This window comes from Amycolatopsis roodepoortensis (assembly GCF_014873915.1).
Taxonomy (GTDB): Bacteria; Actinomycetota; Actinomycetes; order Mycobacteriales; family Pseudonocardiaceae; genus Amycolatopsis; species Amycolatopsis roodepoortensis.
In genome coordinates this window covers 1181048-1197868 of record NZ_JADBEJ010000001.1, presented here as the reverse complement: position 1 = coordinate 1197868, position 16821 = coordinate 1181048, and the positions used below count along the sequence as shown (strand labels likewise).

Sequence of the window (16821 nt, the reverse complement as noted above, 5' to 3'; positions counted from 1 at the left end):
CACGCCGCGCCCGCGCCCCTAGGACTCCCGGCGCCTCCGTCCGGCGAGGAGCAGCAACGCGCCGATGGCCAGCATGCCCAGCGCCAGCACCGTCATCGTCTTCACGGGTGAGCCGGTCACGGCCAGCCCGGGCGGACGCGGGGTGGTCGGCGGCTGCGGGTTCGGCTTCTCCGGCGGCTGCGGCGTCGGAGGCTCGGGCGGCACCCGGGTGTCGGTCCCGCAGTCCGGATTGTCCGAACCCGGCGGGCAGTTGCCGCCGGGAGTGTCCGACGTGACGACGTTGCGGAGGCGGTGGTCACCGGTCGCCGGCTTCCGCACGGTGACGGCGTAGGTCACGGTGGCCTTCTCCCCCGGCTTGAGCTCGCCCTTCCACGTGAGCTTCGGCGCGGAATAGGTGACCACTCCAGTACTGGCCTTCGCCGTGCCGTCGAAGGTGGCGTCGTCGAGCACCTGGGTGAGGTCATCGGTGAACGTCGCGTCGTCCACTGTGGCCTGCCCGGTGTTCTCCACCGTGACGGTGTACGTGACGACCTCGCCCGGTTTCGCCTCCGTCTTGTCGACGGTCTTCTTGATCTTCAGGCTGGACAGCGGCGTCGTCGTCCCGCACTTCGGGTCCTTGCTGCCCGGCGGGCAGTTGCCGCCCGGAGTGTCCGAGGTGATGACGTTGGCCAGCTTGCCGTCGCCGCCGGTCTTGGTCACCTTGACGCTGTACGTGACGGTCGCCGTCTGCCCGATCTCCAGGTCGCCGGTCCAGGTCAGCTTCGGTTCCTCGTAGGTCACCGAACCGATCGTCGCCGCACCGTCCTTCTGGAACACCGCGTCGTCGAGCACCTCGGTGAGGTCGTCGGTGAACGTCGCACCGGTCAGCTTCGTCTTGCCGGTGTTGCGCACGGTCACCGTGTACTTCACGACGTCGCCCGGGTTCGCCGTGGCCTTGTCCGCCTTCTTCTCCAGTGCGATGCCGGGCACCGGGGTGACGGTCGAGCACGCCGGGTCGTCGGACTGCGGCGGGCAGGTGCCCGGGGTGTTGGTGCTGACGGTGTTCCGCAGTTCGTGATCGCCCGTCACCGGGTTCTTCACCTTCACCGAATACTTCAGCGTGGTCGACGCGCCCACCGGGAGATCGCCGGCCCACACCAGGTTCGGCGCGGTGAAGGCGAACTTCCCGGCGACCGGGGCCGCCACGGCGTCGTCGGAGTAGTCGGCGTCGTCGAGTACCTCGGACAGGTCGTCCGTCACCCGGGCGGCGTCCTCGCCGACCAGATCGACCTTGCCGGTGTTGGTGACCGTGACGGTGTAGGTGACGACGTCACCGGGGTTCGCGGTCTGCTTGTCCGACGTCTTCTTGACCGTCAGCTCGCGGGACGGCACGTCCGCGACGCAGTTCGGGTCGGTCGAATCCGGCGGGCAGTTGTTGCCCGGGGTGTCCGAAGTGACCACATTGGACAGCTTCTTGTCGCCGGGGTTCGGGTTCTTGATCTTGACCGTGTAGGTGACGGTCGAGGTCTGCCCGATCTCCAGCGTGCCGGTCCACGTCAGCTTGGGCGCCGCGTAGGTGACGCCGCCGATCGTCGCCGCGCCGTCGTTCTGGTAGTCGGCGTCGTCCAGGACTTCGGTCATGTCGTCGGTGAAGGTGGCGTTGTCCTGCTTCGTCTGCCCGGTGTTGGTGACGGTGATCGTGTACTTCACCGTGTCACCGGGGTCGACCGACTTCTTGTCGGCGGTCTTCTTGATGAGCAACCCGGAGACCGGGGTGGTCGTGCCGCAGTCCGGATCGGTCGAACCCGGCGGGCAGTTCCCGCCCGGGGTCTCCGAAGTGACCACATTGGACAGTTTCTTGTCGCCGTCGCCCGGGGTCTTCACCTGGACCGAGTAGGTCACCGTGGAGGTGGCGCCGATTTCGAGGTCGCCGGTCCACGTCAGCTTCGGTGCCGTGTAGGTGACGCCGCCGATCGTCGCGGCACCGTCGTTCCGGTAAACGGCATCGTCGAGCACCTGGGTCAGATCGTCGGTGAAGGTGGCGCCGGTCAGCTTCGTCTGACCAGTGTTCCGCACGGTCACCGCGTACTTCACGACGTCACCGGGATTAGCCGACTGCTTGTCGACCGTCTTCTTGATCTCCATGCCGGAAACCGGGGTTTCCGTGCCACAGTCCGGATCCGTGGAACCCGGCGGGCAGTTCCCACCCGGCGTTTCCGACGTGACCAGGTTCTTGAGCCGGTTGTCACCGGTGTTCGGGTTCTTGACCTTCACCGAGTACGTGATCGTCGACGTGGCATCGACTTCCAGATCGCCGGTCCAGGTCAGCTTCGGTGCCGCGTACGTGACACCGCCGATCGTCGCCGCACCATCATTCTGATAGTCCGCGTCATCGAGAACCTGCGTCAGATCGTCCGTGAACGTCGCACCGGTCAGCTTCGTCTGACCAGTGTTCTTGACCGTGACCGTGTACTTCACGACGTCACCGGGATTAGCCGACTGCTTGTCCACGGTCTTCTCGATCAGCAGCCCGGAAACCGGCGTCGTCGTGCCGCACTTCGGATCAGTGGAGCCCGGCGGGCAGTTGCCACCCGGCGTCTCCGACGTGACGGTGTTGATGAGTTTCTTGTCGCCGGGAGCCGGATTCTTGACCTTCACCGTGTAGGTCACCACCGACGTGGCACCGATTTCGAGGTCTCCGGTCCAGGTCAGCTTCGGCGCCGCGTACGTGACGCCACCGATCGTCGCCGCGCCATCGTTCTGGTAATCAGCATCGTCGAGAACCTGCGTGAGATCGTCCGTGAACGTCGCACCGGTCAGCTTCGTCTGCCCCGTGTTCCGCACCGTGACGGTGTACTTCACGACGTCACCAGGATTCGCCGACTGCTTGTCCACGGTCTTCTCGATCAGCAAACCGGAAACCGGCGTCGTCGTCCCGCACTTCGGATCCGTCGAACCCGGCGGGCAATTCCCGCCCGGGGTCTCCGACGACACGACGTTCTTGAGCACGTTGTCGCCGTTGTTCGGGTTCTTGACCTTCACGCTGTACCTGACCGTGGAGGTAGCACCGACCTCCAGATCACCGGTCCACGTCAGCTTCGGCGCCGCATACAGTACCCCGCCGATTGTCGCCGCACCGTCGTTTTGGTAGGCGGCATCGTCAAGAACCTGCGTCAGATCGTCGGTGAACGTCGCACCGGTCAGCTTCGTCTGCCCCGTGTTCTTCACGGTCACGGTGTACTTCACGACATCGCCGGGATTAGCCGACTGCTTGTCCACGGTCTTCTCGATCGTCAGACCCGACACCGGCGTCGTCGTGCCGCACTTCGGATCCGTCGAACCCGGCGGACAGTTCCCACCTGGTGTCTCCGAAGTGACCACATTGGACAGCTTCTTGTCACCGGGGTTGGGATTCTTGACTTTCACCGAATACGTGACGGTCGACGTGGCACCGACTTCCAGATCACCGGTCCAGGTCAGCTTCGGCGCCGCGTACGTGACACCACCGATCGTCGCCGCACCATCATTCTGATAGTCCGCGTCATCGAGAACCTGCGTCAGATCATCGGTGAACGTCGCTCCCGTCAGCTTCGTCTGACCCGTGTTCCGCACGGTCACCGTGTACTTCACGACGTCACCAGGGTTCGCCGACTGCTTGTCCACAGTCTTCTCGATCAACAGGCCCGAAACCGGCGTCGTGGTCCCACACTTCGGATCCGCCGAACCAGGCGGACAGTTCCCGCCCGGAGTCTCCGACGACACCACGTTCCTGAGCACGTTGTCGCCGTTGTTCGGGTTCTTGACCTTCACCGAATACGTCACCGTCGACGTGGCACCGACCTCCAGATCACCGGTCCACGTCAACTTCGGCGCCGCATACAGCACCCCGCCGATCGTCGCCGCACCATCATTCTGGTAGTCCGCATCGTCCAGAACCCGAGTCAGATCATCGGTGAACGTCGCTCCCGTCAGCTTCGTCTGACCAGTGTTCTTCACTGTCACCGTGTACTTCACGACATCGCCGGGATTAGCCGACTGCTTGTCCACGGTCTTCTCGATCAACAGGCCCGAAACCGGCGTCGTCGTCCCACACTTCGGATCCGTCGAACCAGGCGGGCAATTCCCGCCCGGGGTCTCGGTCGTCACCACGTTCTTCAGCCGGTTGTCACCCGTGTTCGGGCTCTTGACCTTGACCGTATAGGTGAACTCCGCGCCGGCCCCCGCCGCGAGCGTTCCCGTCCAGGTCAGCTTCGGTTCCGCGTAGGTCACCGAACCGGGCGACGCGGTGGCGTCGTTCTGGTAGACCGCGTCGTCCAGCACCCCGGTCAGATCGTCGACGACCTTGAGACCCGCCGCGGTCACCTTCCCGGTGTTGGCGACGGTGACCTTGTAGCGCACCACGTCACCGGGGTTGGCGGATTCCTTGTCCGCGGTCTTCGTCACCGTGTACGACGGCGGCGGCACCTTGGTCTTCGCGCACGCGGCGGCGGGATCGTCCGGGCAGCGGTTGTCCGGCGGGACGACCGGCGGCGGCCCGACCGGGACGTTCGCGCGGTTCACCAGCTCCTTGCCGATGGCGGCCTCTTCGACCTTCACACGCACCGTCAACGTGGCCGTCTCCCCGACGGCGAGGCCGTTCACGGCCCAGTCGATCGGCCCGGAACCGGACGCGGTGCCCTTCGACGGCGTGGAGGACACGTAGGTCGTCCCCGGCGGCAAGGTGTCGCGCACCGTCAGCGCGGGCACCGGGATCACCCCGGTGTTCCGCAGGGTCACCTGGTAGGTCAGGGTGTCGCCCGGGATCGCCTCGGCGAGGTCGACCGTCTTCGTCAGCTGGTATCCGGGCGAGGTGACCGTGTTCCGCACCGTGTTCGACGTGCGTTCCTGCGGACGCCCGGTGTCCTCGCCGCGGAAGGTCAGCTTGGCGGTGTTGTCGAGTTTGGTGCCGTCCGGCACCGAGGCACCGACCTTGACCTTGAAGTCGACCTTCTGCGCTTGCCCCGGCCTCAGGTTCCGCAGGTTGCAGGTGACCAGCTGGCCGACGGCCGAACAGTTCGGGTTGGACCCGGCCACGAACGTGACGCCGTCGGGCAGGGTGTCGGTGAGCACCACGTTCGTCGCGGTGTCGAGATCGGTGACACTGCCGTCGGCGTGCCGGTTGGCGACGTCGAAGCTGTAGGTGACCTCGCCGCCCTTGGTGACGTAGCCCGGCGGGTTGTCGTCGGTGTTACCGACCGGATCGTTGGCCTTGGTGATCTGCAGGTCGGGTTCGAGCGCGTCGGTGACGAGCCAGATCGTCTGCGGGTACAGCGCGTCGCCGACGGTGCCGATCTTCACCTGGAGCGCGGTGGTCCCCGCGGGGACCTTGCCGGTGATGTCGATGCTGCGGGAGTCGTAGCCGACGTTGTTCACCGGGTTGGGCACGCGCGAAGTCACGTTGGTGCCAGAACCGGTGGCCGTGACCCGGTCGATTCGGCTGCTGAACGCGTTGTTGGTCGCCACGCCACCCGGCGCGGGCATGGCGATGGTCTGGAGACTGGACGCGTCCGGTCCGACCTGGAGGTAGTCGCCGGTGATGGGCGCGTCGCCGTCACCCGCGACGATGCCGAGTTCGACGTTGGGCTGACGCGAGGTCGGCGCCTTGATACCGCTCAGCGCGATGGTCGCCGAGCTCGGCGTGGTCCCGCCGGCGACCCGCTGCAGACCGTCCCACACCTGCAGGTAGCGCAGCGGCTCGCTGGGCAGTTCGTAGGCGACCACCAGCGACCAGCCGCCCCAGCAGCCGAGGTTCGTCCCGCTGATCGACTGGCCCTGGCAGGCCTGGATGTCGGCCACCGTGTACTGCCCGGTGCCGGCGCTCTCCACGAGAGACGTCACGTCGGCGGCGCCACCGTAGGCGTACAGGGTCGGGGACCCGCCCGTGGTGGTCGCGGGGAACCAGTCGTAGGTCTCGGCGGTGATCCGCTGGTAGGTCGCGGAACCCGGGGTCTTCACGGAGACCTGGTTGCCCCGGCTCCCGTCGCCGGAGGTCCCATTGCTGGCGACCGGGTTGAACTGCCAGTACAGCCGGGCGTTGAGGACCTTCGCGCCGGCCGGGACGTTCAAGCTCGCCGCGGAGGCGGTGTTCCCCGGTGCCGCCGGGTCGGTCTTGATCCACGACACCGGGCTCGCGTTGCTCGTGGACTCGTTGCAGACCACGCCGACACCGCACTGCACGACGGAGTTGGCGGCCATCGTGATCCCGCCGTGCGCCAGCCCGGAGTACACCGGTTCCGGCCCGATCGGCCGTTCGGTACCCGCTCCGCGCGGCTGGATCTGGGCGTTCGCGGGCAGCGGCGCACCCATCAGCAAAGCCACGAGCGCCACCGTGAGCACCGCGATGCCCCGGCGCCACCGATTACGCCCCCGACGTTCCGCCATGCCGCCTCCGCCTCACCCCTCGCTCCCGTCGGCCCAGGTCAGGACAGCGGGGACAGCGAGCCCAAGTCGTGGTCATCCTGGGTCGGCTTGATCGTCGAGCACAACCGGGACCGGCGGTGTCGCCTGGATAAAACCCGTTGAGTGGCCCCGAAACCCCCGGACGGGTGATGAATTCACTGTCCACAACGGACGCGATCGGGAGTGGCGTTTTCGCTCGAAAACCGCCATGATCGAACACGTGATCGATCTTCCTTATCGCGGCTCCGGCCCCTATTGCTACGCCCATTCCCTCGCGATGATGCTCGGCTCCGAGGCGCCGGGGACCGACGTGCTCGAAACCGTGACCGGCAGCCCCTTCGGCATGCAATTGATCGGCGGTTCGCTGCCGTTCTTCGACGCTTTCGGCTGGGATCCCGATCTCGGTATCGGCGAGGCCCTCGACGTCCTCGGCTGGCGGGCGGAGACGGCGAGCGAACCGGATCCGGACGCCGCCTTCGCCCGGCTCGTCGAAAGCCTCGCCGACGGCCCGGTGCTGCTCGGTCCGGTCGAAATGGGGCATTTGCGCCACCAGCCGGGGATGACCGGCCCGATCGGGGCCGACCATTTCCTGGTCGCGCTCGCCGCGGACGACGAGTCCGTCACCGCCCACGACCCGCAGGGCTACCCGTACGCGCGGATCCCCCGAGCGGATTTCGCCGCCGCCTGGCGCGCCGAAACGGTCGCGTACGGCAAACCGCACACGATGCGGACGAAGTTCGTGCAGCACACCGCCGTCGAAGACGAGGCCGCGATCGCGGCATCACTTCCCAGGGCGATCAGGCGGCTCAGCGGGCAGGACGACACCGGCCTCCCGCCCGGCACGCTCGGCAACGGCGACGCGGCGCTCGCGCTCGCCGCGCGGATCGGCGACGGCTGTGACCCGGAACTGCGCGGGCTGCTCGTCCATTTCGTGGTCCGCCTCGGTGCCCGGCGGACGGCCGACGCGGCGACGTGCCTGCGCCGGATCGGACGCGACGAAGCCGCCGCCGTGCTCACCACGCAGGCCCGGCTGATCGGCTCGCTGCAGTACGACCTCGTCGTGGAGGACGACTCGCGCGCCGCCGCGACCCTCCGGACGCTGGCCCCGACCTACGAAGAGCTCAGGCGGGCGCTCGCGTCATCCTGACGATTTCGCGGGCGATCACCTCGGGCTCGGTCAGCGGGACGTAGTGGCCGGATCGCTCCGCGATGACGTGCCTGCCGCCGGGCGAGAGGGCCACCCGATGGGCGTGTGAGGCGTTCGCCCGAGCCCTCATGGCGGCGGAGAATCCGCCCCCGCCGAGGCCGCCGGACACCACGGTGACCGGGATGTCCCCGAGCGCTGGCGGATCCTGCCGCCAGACGGCCAGTTCGTCGAGGAAGGTGCGGGCCTGTTCCCGCTGGGTCCGCACCGTCCCGACGGTGAACGCCTCCCGTTCGAGGTCGCGGCGGACGTCGTCCGGGATCCCCTTCAGCAGGCCGCGGAAGAGGACCTTGAGCAGGCCCAGCCGCGCGAGCACGGCGCCAAGCCGGAGCGTCACGCGTTCACCGGTGCGGAAGGCGCGGCCGAAGAGGACGTCCGCGGCTTCGTCGGTCGGATCGACCAGCACCAGCCCGGCGATCCGCTCCGGGCGGCGGGCGGCGGCCTGCCGCACGATCGGTCCACCGGCGCTGTGCCCGGCGAGGACGTACGCCCCCTGGCCGAAATGGTCGAGGACGTCGTTGAGGTCGTCGGCCATCCGGCGCAGTGTGCGGCCGCCGGGGTCGGGGGCGCTGAGGCCGAGCCCGGACCGGTCGTAGACGATCGCGCGGGCGTGCCGGGCGACCTCCGGCTGGACCGCCGCCCAGGACGAGCGGGTGGCGGCGGCTCCCGCTTCGAACACGACCGTCGGCCCGGCGAAACCCTCGGGCCCGGGGTGCACCATCGCGTGGAGCCGTCTGCCGTCGCGGGTCACGACCCATTCCGGCTCGCCTTGGGTGTGGGTCATCTCGCGGTGATCCTCCAGCCGGTGGCGTCGATCTGCCGCCGCCAGAATTCGGCGAAACGTCCTTGCGCCGCAAGGAGTTCTTCGACGGTGCCGTCCTCGACGATCCGCCCGTCCTCCAGGAACAGCACCCGGTCCGCGTGCCGGATCCCGGCGATCCGGTGGGTGACGATCACTCGCGTCCTCGACACGGGGTCGGCGCTGAGCGAGCGGACCACGGCGTCCTCGTTCTCGGTGTCCAGCGCGCTGGTGGCCTCGTCGACCAGCAGCACCGGCGCCGGTTTGAGCAACGCGCGGGCGATGGACACCCGCTGCCGCTCGCCGCCGGAGAGCGCGCCGCCCGCCTCGCCGACGGCCGTGTGCTCCAGCAGTTCGTCCACCCTCGCGAGCCCGGCGACCTCGGCGACCCTCTCGTCGCTCGCGGCGGGGTCGCCGGCGAGCACGTTGTCGCGCACCGAACCGTCGAAGAGGTACGGCTGCTGAAAGACGACGGTGACGAGATCCCGGCGGCCGTCCGCGGACATATCGGCGAGGTCGGTGCCGCCGGCGAGCACCCGCCCGCCGGTGGGCTGGTGCAGACCGGCGAGCAGCGCGAGGACGGTGCTCTTGCCCGAGCCGGACGGCCCGACGATCGCCGTCGTCGTCCCCGGTTCGAGGGTGAGGTCGAAGTCCTCCAGTACGTTCTCGGCGCCCGGCGAATAGCGGAAAGCGACGTTCTCGAACCGGATCAGCGGCGCCTCGGCCGGTGCCGCGGCCTCCCCCACCGGGGCGACCGGCGCGGTGAGCACGGTGCGGATGCGGCCGAGCGTGGTGGTGGCGGTCTCGATACCGGGTGCGAGATCGCCGAGCGCGGTGAACGGTTCCAGGTACCGGGCGATCACGACGATCAGCGCGACGGCCTCGGGCACGCTCAACCTGCCTTGGGTGGCAAGGAGAACGGTCGTCCCGGCGAGCAGGACCAGCGCAAGCTGACCGGCGACGCCGAACAGCACCTGCCCCGGGATCTGCAGGCGCAGCAGCCGGACGGTCGCGCCGTGGTGGGCGGTGAGCGCGGCACCGGCGTGGCTGCGCGCGGGTTCCACGCGGCGGGCGGCGCGCAACGTCTGCTGGGTGCGGGCGAACTCTACGATCCGCTCGGTCAGCGTGGTGTTCGCCTCCGCCGCGGCCCGGTCGGCGCGCCGCGTGATCCGCCCGGTCGCCCACAGCGCGCCCAGCAGGACCGGGACCCCGGCCAGCGCGGCGACACCGAGCGGCCAGGCGATCGGCAGCAGGGCCAGCGCGATCGCGATCGGCAGGAGGACCGCGCCGATCAGCGGGGTGAGCAGATAGCCGACCAGGCCGACGAGGTCGGGTCCGGTGGCGGCGATCGCCTGCCGGGCGGTCTGGGTGTGCTCACTGTCCAACCAGGACAGCCGGACGTTCGTCAGCTGCTCGGCGACGTCGTGCTGGGCGTGGTCCAGCACGCCGAACCCGAGCTCGAATCCGAGCCGCCCCACGACGGCGTCGACGGCCCAGCCCGCCGCGGTGGCCGCCGCGAGCGCGCCCAGCCAGGGCAGCGCGTGCGAGGGTTCCGTGCCGAACAAGGCACCCACCAACGGCACCAGCAGCACGACACCGGCGGCGCGCAGGAGCACCGACAGGACGGCGAGCACGACGTAACGCCGGAACGCGGCGCGTTTCGTGTCCGGGATCAGGCCCAGCAGGGTGCGGATCACGCGGTCACCCCCGCACCGGCACCGGCCTGCCACAAGCGGGTATACCGCCCTTCCTTGGCGAGGAGTTCTTCGTGGGTCCCGCTTTCGGTGATCTTGCCGCCGTCGAGGACCACGATCCGGTCGGCGCCGCTGACGGTGTGCAGCCGATGGGCGATGACCAGCACGGTCCGGCCCGCGGTGAGCCGGTCGAGTGCTTGTTGCACGAGGTACTCCGACTCGGGATCGGCGAAGGCGGTCGCCTCGTCGAGGACGAGGACGGGGGCGTCGGTGAGGATCGCGCGGGCGATGGCGACGCGCTGGCGTTCACCGCCCGACAGCTGGGAACCGGCACCGAGGACGGTGTCGTAACCCTGGGGCAGCCGCAGGATCCGCTCGTGGATCCGCGCGGCGCGGGCCGCGGCGACGACCTGGTCTTCGGTCGCGCCGGGAACGGCGAGGGCGACGTTCTCCCGCACGGTCCCCCGGACCAGTTGCGGATCCTGGAGCACGAATCCCACCCGGCCATAGAGTTCGTCGGCGGCGAAGGCGCGGACGTCCCGGCCGCCGACCCGGATCGCACCGTCGGTGACGTCGTGGAACCGCGCGACCAACGCGGCGAGGGTCGACTTCCCCGCTCCCGACGGGCCGACCAGCGCGGTCACCGTGCCGGGGCGCAGCGTCAGGGAGACGTTCTCCAGCACGGGAACGCCGGCGCGGTAGGCGAAACCCACGCGGTCCAGTTCCACCGTGCCGGGCTCGACGCCGTCCCGGTCCTTCAGTTCCACTGTGGACAGTTCGGGTTCGTCGAGCACGACCTGGACGCGGCGGGCGGCCAGCATCCCTTCACGGACACCGCCGAGGCCGTACCCGATGCCCAGCAGCCGCGCGCCGAACGTGGTGCCCAGCAAGAGGAACGGGATCAAGGTCACCGGCTCCGTGCCACCGCCCGCCACCATCAGCGTGCCCACACCGGTGATCAGGAGCAGGAAGGTCGCGGGCCTGGTGGCGAAGTCCAGCATGGTCTTCTTGCCGGTGAAGGGACGCTGCCAGTCACCGAGGAAACCGAGGTACTCGTCGAGCCGCCGCCGGAACGACGACGCCGCGGCACCGCCGAACACGCGGATCACCGGCTGCCCCTCCAGGTACGCGCCCGCCTCACCCGCCATCCGTTCCGCCCAGCGCATCGCCTGTCCGGTCTTGGGTCCCGATTGGACGACCATGACCGACGTCGTGACGAGGTAGACGAGGATCGGGACGAGCAGGACCAGCGCGAGCCGCCAGTCCACGGCGAAGAGGTACGCCAGCACCGCGACCGGGGCGACGACGGCCGCCGCCGCGTCGGGAACGGCGTGCGTGACCAGGTAGTGCAGCGAAAGCGTGTCGCCCTGCACGAGTTTCGCGACCGCGCCCGAGCCGCGCGCGGTGAACCAGCCCAGCGGCAGCCGCGCGAGCTTGCCAAGCAACCGGTGCCGCAGCTCGCGGGCGAACCGGGCGTCGGCCGCGTGCAGCCAGAGCACGACCGCGGATTCGAGCAGTGTTCCCACGCCGAGCAGCACCAGCGCCGCGATGCCGAGCGCCCACAGGGATTCGCCGCCCGCGAGCAGCCGCCGGACCAGTTCCACGAGCAGCACGAAGGGTGCGAGACCGATCAGTGTCACGACGGCTTGCAGGATCCCGGCGAGGATCAGCGTCCGCCGCACCGGCGCCAGCAGACGGCCGGCCGCCTGTGCCCGCCAAGCTCCCTTGGGTGCCTCCTTGACGGGCTCCGGGACCTCAGCGGCCGGTTCCTCCTTCTCCCCGCGGAAAGCGCCCATGGCCCGGCCGTAGTACCAGTACGCCCGGCCGTGGACCTCGGATTTGGGGAAGCCGAAAGTCTCGCGCAAACGCGTCTTCAGATGTTTGAACGAACCGGCCTCCGTCGCGATCCAGGCCTGCCAGTCCGACCAGTCGCGTGTCTCGATCGCCGCCGCCAGCGAGGTCGCGTCGAGGCGCGGCACCCAGTGCACGGTCAGCCTCGCGTGCTCGCCCAAGGGGATCAGGCGGTCGGTCTCCTCGTGCTCTTCGAGGTACAGCTCGATCGGGATTTCGGCCGGGACCACGTCGAGGATCGCGTTGATCGCGGGGATCGACGCGGAGTCGCCGATCAGCAGGTAGCCGGCCGGAGGTTCGGCGGAAACCGAGAAGGACGACGAACCCAGCGACATCACCGGGACCTTCGCTCCGGGCCGCGCTTCACGCAGCCACCGCGAGGCGGGTCCGGCGGGCTCGTGCAGGACGACGTCGATGGCGAACGTGCCGTCTGCCGGATCGGCTTCGGTGAGCGTGTACGCGCGCTGGAACTCCGTCGTGCCGCCTTCCGGATCCGGGAACCAGAACCGGAGCCAGGCCGTCGGCTCCACGACGACGTCTTCGAACAACGTCGGTGAGACGAACCGGACCCGCACGAAGCGCGGCGTGATCTCTTCTGTTTCGACGACGGTCGCTTCGTGGTCTCTGGCCCCGAAACCCCGCATCACCGCGCCCTGGAAGCCGCGCGCCATCACAGATCCTCTCCCGTGGCCGCCAGATCGGCCACCATCTCGGCGACGGGCCTGCCCGGCGGGCAGGACTCGATCAACCCGCGAATGGACGCGGTCAGCAGCAGCCGCACGTACTCGGGCCGCGGCACCTCCGGCAACGCGGCGGACGGCCCGGCGAGCCGGTCGTCACGGGACAACCGGTCTCGGACGGCCTGGCGTTCCCGGTCCAGCCCGTCGCCGTCGGCCTCCTCCGCGGCCGTGCTGTTCTCCTCGGACGCGGTCATCGCGATAGTCAGCGACGCGACGGCGCCGCTGAGCACGATCGCCGCGGCGGGCTCGTAACCCCGGCGGACGAGGGCTTCGACTTCGGTGTTGAGCAGGCGCTGCCCGCCGTCGCCGCGCGGGAACAGCAACTGCAGGTAGGTGACGAGACCGGGATGCTCCAGCGCGAATTCCCGCATCTGCAAGGCGAAGGACAGCAGATGCCGCTCGAGGTCGTGCCGGGGATCGTCCCGGAGCCGCAGCTCGGCCAGGATGCTCTCGCCGACCAGCCGCTCGAGCCCCCACCGGCCGTCGACGTGCCGGTACAGGGCGGTCGCGGTCACCCCCAGCCGGACCGCGACCGCCTTGACACTGAGCCGGCGCATCCCCAGCTCACGACCGGCACGCAGGATGTCGTCCCGCGCGATGGTCGCCGGACGGCCACCGAGGTTCGGCATTGCGCCCCCTTTTGGAAAGTTACAGGGGGAAACTAAGGGTAGGCTTAGTTGGTGTCAAGGCGCAGTCGGCCGGTGGCCGGAAGCTGCCAAACGGTTGCCGGACCAGGGCCGGGTCGTGTCGCGAAAGCCACTTTCGCAACGTTGGAGGTTGCGAAAGTGGCTTTCGCAACGCCTCGGGGTGGGCAGCCGGCCCACGGCGAGCGTCGCCTGCGCGAGGTGTCGCGAAAGCCACTTTCGCGACCTCTGATGTCCCGAAAGTGGCTTTCGCGGCACGCCGCGCCGCCGGTGAACGAACACCGGCGGGACCGCCGAAGCGGCCCCGCCAGTGCTTCCCTCCCCGCCCTGCCGGCGAGCTTCAGTGGGTTCAGAACGTGATGGCGAACCCGTCGATCGAGCCGGTGTCGAACCGGTAGACGTCCTGCGCGCTCAGCTTCCAGGTGCCGTTGGCCGCCTCACCGGAGGCATCGACCGTGTAGGTCTGGTGCACACCGTCGGCCGATCCGACGCCGCCGGAGTCCTTGAGCCGGTAGGCCTTGCCGCTCGGCCCGATCAGGTCGAGCACGAGGTCCGCGGTGTAGGTGTGCGAGACGTCCACCTTCACCGGCAGCGACGCGGAAGCCCTGCCGTCACAACCCTCCTGGGTCACGGAGCTGGTCACCGCCGCCCCGGCGTCCGGAATGGACACCGGCGTGGTGTTCGACTTGACCCCGCATTGCGGGCCGGGGCCACCGCTGCCGATCGACGAGACGTTCAGCAGCTTGTTCGGCGAGCCGCTGCCCGCGTTCTTGATGACGCCCGCGGTCGCGCCGTTCACCAGCGCGTCCCGCACCTGCTGCGGAGTCGCGCCGGGGTTGGCCGACAGATACAGCGCGGCCGCGCCGACGACGTGCGGCGTCGCCATGGACGTCCCGCTCATCCCCGCGGTTCCGCCGTTGCTCGGGCTCAGCGAGGTGATGTTCGTGCCGGGCGCGAAGATGTCGGTGCAGCTTCCGTAGTTGGAGAACGAGGACCGGTTGTCCGAGGAGTCCGAGGCGTTGACCGTGATCGCCTCGGGCACCCGGGCCGGGCTGGTGTTGCAGGCGTCCGTGGAGGCGTTGCCCGCCGCCACGCCGTAGACGACGCCCGACGCGATCGACCGCTTCACCGCGTCGTCCCCGACCCCGGGGGCGTCCATCGTCAGGCTCATGTTCGCCACGGCGGGCTTCTGCGCGTTGGCCGTCACCCAGTCGACGGCGTCGATGATGCCCGAGTCCGGTCCGGAGTTGTTGCAGCCCAGCACTTTCAGCCCGACGATCTTGACCTTCTTCGCGACGCCGTAGGTCTTGCTGCCGATCGTGCCCGCCGTGTGACTGCCGTGCCCGTGACAGTCCTTGCCGTCGCCGCCCATGAAATCCTTGCCGAGGCTGGCGCGGCCTTCGTACTCCGGGTTCGACGGGTTGATGCCGCTGTCGAGGTCGTACGCGGTGACGCCCGCGCCCTCGTTGGGGTAGGTGTAGGACTTGTCGAGCGGAAGGTTCTTCTGGTCGACCCGGTCCAGGCCCCACGTCGGGTTCGGCTGGGTGCCGGTGCCGCGCGCGGTGCCGTCCTCGTACACCGCCTTGACCGACGGGTCGGCGGCCAGTTTCCGGGCTTCGGCCGCGGTCATGCTCTTGGCCGAGAAGCCGCGGACGGCAGCCGTCCAGACCGAACGCACCTCGCCGCCGTACCGCTTCGCCAGCTCGGCCGACGCCGACTGTCCCGCGGCGGCGACGTCATGGAGGACGACGATGTACTGGTCGCCGTAGTGCTCCTTGGCGGGGATCACCACGCCTTCGGCCTCGGCGGCGACGGCCGTCCCGGCGCCGAGCGCGAGCAGCGGGCTCAGCAGGCCGAGCGCCAGCAGGGTTTTCGTCTTGTCACGCATGGGAGATCACCTCTGTTTCGACGAAGATCACTGGACGGTGAGGGTGTACGTGGTGGTCGCGGTCTTGCCGCCGCCGTCCTTGGCGGTCACCGTGATCGGGTACGTGCCCGGCTGGAACGGCGCGAAGACCTGCATGGTCGAACTGCCACCGCTCGAAACGCTCTGCGGCGAGAAGAACGGGTTGACCGGCAGCCCGGATCCACTGACGGACAAGGTGATCGAGCCGGTTCCGCCGGTCGCGGTGACGGTCGCGCTCACCAGCGAACCCGCGCGTCCGGATCCCGAAGACGGGTTCACGGTCACCTTCAGGTCGCCGACGGGAGGTTCACCGGCGCCGACGGTGAGTGACAGCCCCGCGGTGGCCGTCTCGGTGGTTCCCTTTCCGGAAATCGTGACCTGGTAAGCTTTTTCCGGGGTTCCGGCGGCGGTTTCGATCGTCAGCTTCGCCACCTCGCCCGCCTTGATCGTGGCGGGCTGGAACGTGGCTTTGGCCCCCTCGGGCAGACCCGACGCCGACAGCGTGATGTTTTCGGCGCCGTTCTTGCCCGGCTTGCTCGTGACACTCGCCGACACGTACTTGCCCGGCAGTACCTTCACGGACGAAGGCGAAGCCGCGAGGGTGAAGACGTCGCCCGGCTGTTCGCCGCCGATCTGCTGGGCGACCCAGTCCCCCATCTCGTTGTTGAGCCTGCTGTAGACGCTGTACCAGCGGAAATCGCTGCGGCTCCACGAAGCGACGCCGACGACCTTCCCGTCGACGACGAACGGGCCGCCGCTGTCACCGGGGAGGATGGTCTTGCGGCCGTCGGAGTAGCCGGCGCAGATCATCGTCTTCGGGTCGACACCGTTCTCCACGCCGGTGCACTGGCTCGCGTTCACGATCGGCAGGGTCAGCTTGTGCAGCGTGACGTCCTGGGTAGAGTCGTTGATGTCCTTCTTGCCGTAGCCGAGGCTGAACCCGTCCTTGCCCGGTGCCTCCAAGCCGGTGTCGGCGGAGGTGGCGACCTTCGCGTAACCGCCGGGCGGGACCGGGATGTCGCCGTCGACGGTGATCACCGCGACGTCGTAGCCGTACCAGGGCTGGGTGAACTTGGGATGGATCTTGTAGTCGACGGCCTTCAGCTGGGTGCCGCCCGCGCTCTTCAGGTCGTCCAGTCCATAAAGGACACTCTTCTCGCCGGCCAGTTCCTTGCAGTGGGCGGCGACCAGCACCTTCCGGGGCGCGATGACGGAGCCGGAGCAGCTCTGCCCCTTCGGCCGGGAGCCGCCTTCCCGCAGGGCGGCGATGGCGTACGGGTAGTCCTTCACCGACGCGGGCGAGCCGCCGATACTCTGGCCGTGGACGCCACCGGTCGGCAAGGGCGCGGCGTCGGTCGGGGTGATGGCGCGAAGAGGGTCCGCCGGCGCCGCACCGGCGAGACTCGCCGCCGGCGCCAGCGCGGCCAAGGTCAGGGCGACCACGCCCAAGATCCGTTTTCTGCTCACGGTGATTTCCTTTCGAGGAAAGCGCGACTGCCCGACAACTGTCGATCGGCGGCGAAAACGGAACAATAGTGGAATACGGCGATCGCCCCACTATTTAAA

Annotated in this window: 8 protein-coding genes; 1 reads left to right on the top strand and 7 read right to left on the bottom strand. The window is 69.0% G+C overall.

Going from position 1 to position 16821, the window contains the following annotated elements:
• Positions 1 to 18: 18 nt before the first annotated feature.
• The gene (locus H4W30_RS05605; protein WP_192741799.1) at positions 19 to 6399 is read right to left on the bottom strand and encodes a DUF7927 domain-containing protein; all 6381 of its coding nucleotides are present in this window, start codon (positions 6397 to 6399) and stop codon (positions 19 to 21) included.
• 238 nt (positions 6400 to 6637) lie between these two features.
• On the opposite strand from H4W30_RS05605, the gene H4W30_RS05600 reads away from it, so the two are divergent.
• Positions 6638 to 7564: a hypothetical protein gene (locus tag H4W30_RS05600; RefSeq protein WP_192741798.1), complete on the top strand. Its 927-nt coding sequence runs from the start codon at positions 6638 to 6640 to the stop codon at positions 7562 to 7564.
• Here the strand turns inward: H4W30_RS05600 and H4W30_RS05595 are convergent.
• The 6 genes from H4W30_RS05595 to H4W30_RS05570 all read right to left on the bottom strand — a co-directional run bounded on the left by H4W30_RS05595 (position 7539) and on the right by H4W30_RS05570 (position 16722).
• Positions 7539 to 8405 carry an alpha/beta fold hydrolase gene (locus tag H4W30_RS05595; RefSeq protein ID WP_192741797.1) on the bottom strand — a complete coding sequence of 289 codons (867 nt, stop codon included), beginning with the start codon at positions 8403 to 8405 and terminating at the stop codon, positions 7539 to 7541. The two genes, H4W30_RS05600 and H4W30_RS05595, sit on opposite strands and share 26 nt — an antisense overlap.
• Positions 8402 to 10117 (bottom strand): ABC transporter ATP-binding protein, encoded by a 1716-nt coding sequence (locus tag H4W30_RS05590; RefSeq protein WP_192741796.1) that lies wholly within the window; start codon positions 10115 to 10117, stop codon positions 8402 to 8404. The genes H4W30_RS05595 and H4W30_RS05590 overlap by 4 nt, the downstream gene beginning before the upstream one ends.
• The gene (locus H4W30_RS05585; protein ID WP_192741795.1) at positions 10114 to 12636 is read right to left on the bottom strand and encodes an ABC transporter ATP-binding protein/permease; all 2523 of its coding nucleotides are present in this window, start codon (positions 12634 to 12636) and stop codon (positions 10114 to 10116) included. Before H4W30_RS05585 ends, H4W30_RS05590 begins: the two co-directional genes overlap by 4 nt.
• Positions 12636 to 13334 (bottom strand): TetR/AcrR family transcriptional regulator, encoded by a 699-nt coding sequence (locus H4W30_RS05580; RefSeq protein WP_192741794.1) that lies wholly within the window; start codon positions 13332 to 13334, stop codon positions 12636 to 12638. The genes H4W30_RS05585 and H4W30_RS05580 overlap by 1 nt, the downstream gene beginning before the upstream one ends.
• Before the next feature lie 364 nt (positions 13335 to 13698).
• Positions 13699 to 15237 (bottom strand): S8 family serine peptidase, encoded by a 1539-nt coding sequence (locus tag H4W30_RS05575; RefSeq protein WP_192741793.1) that lies wholly within the window; start codon positions 15235 to 15237, stop codon positions 13699 to 13701.
• A gap of 27 nt (positions 15238 to 15264) precedes the next feature.
• Positions 15265 to 16722 carry a trypsin-like serine protease gene (locus H4W30_RS05570; RefSeq protein ID WP_192741792.1) on the bottom strand — a complete coding sequence of 486 codons (1458 nt, stop codon included), beginning with the start codon at positions 16720 to 16722 and terminating at the stop codon, positions 15265 to 15267.
• Positions 16723 to 16821: the final 99 nt, after the last annotated feature.

Coding starts and splice junctions, on each gene's coding strand:
- H4W30_RS05605 (WP_192741799.1), bottom strand. CDS start 6,399: ATGGCGGAACGTCGGGGGCGTAATCGGTGGCGCCGGGGCATCGCGGTG.
- H4W30_RS05595 (WP_192741797.1), bottom strand. CDS start 8,405: ATGACCCACACCCAAGGCGAGCCGGAATGGGTCGTGACCCGCGACGGC.
- H4W30_RS05585 (WP_192741795.1), bottom strand. CDS start 12,636: ATGGCGCGCGGCTTCCAGGGCGCGGTGATGCGGGGTTTCGGGGCCAGA.
- H4W30_RS05580 (WP_192741794.1), bottom strand. CDS start 13,334: ATGCCGAACCTCGGTGGCCGTCCGGCGACCATCGCGCGGGACGACATC.
- H4W30_RS05575 (WP_192741793.1), bottom strand. CDS start 15,237: ATGCGTGACAAGACGAAAACCCTGCTGGCGCTCGGCCTGCTGAGCCCG.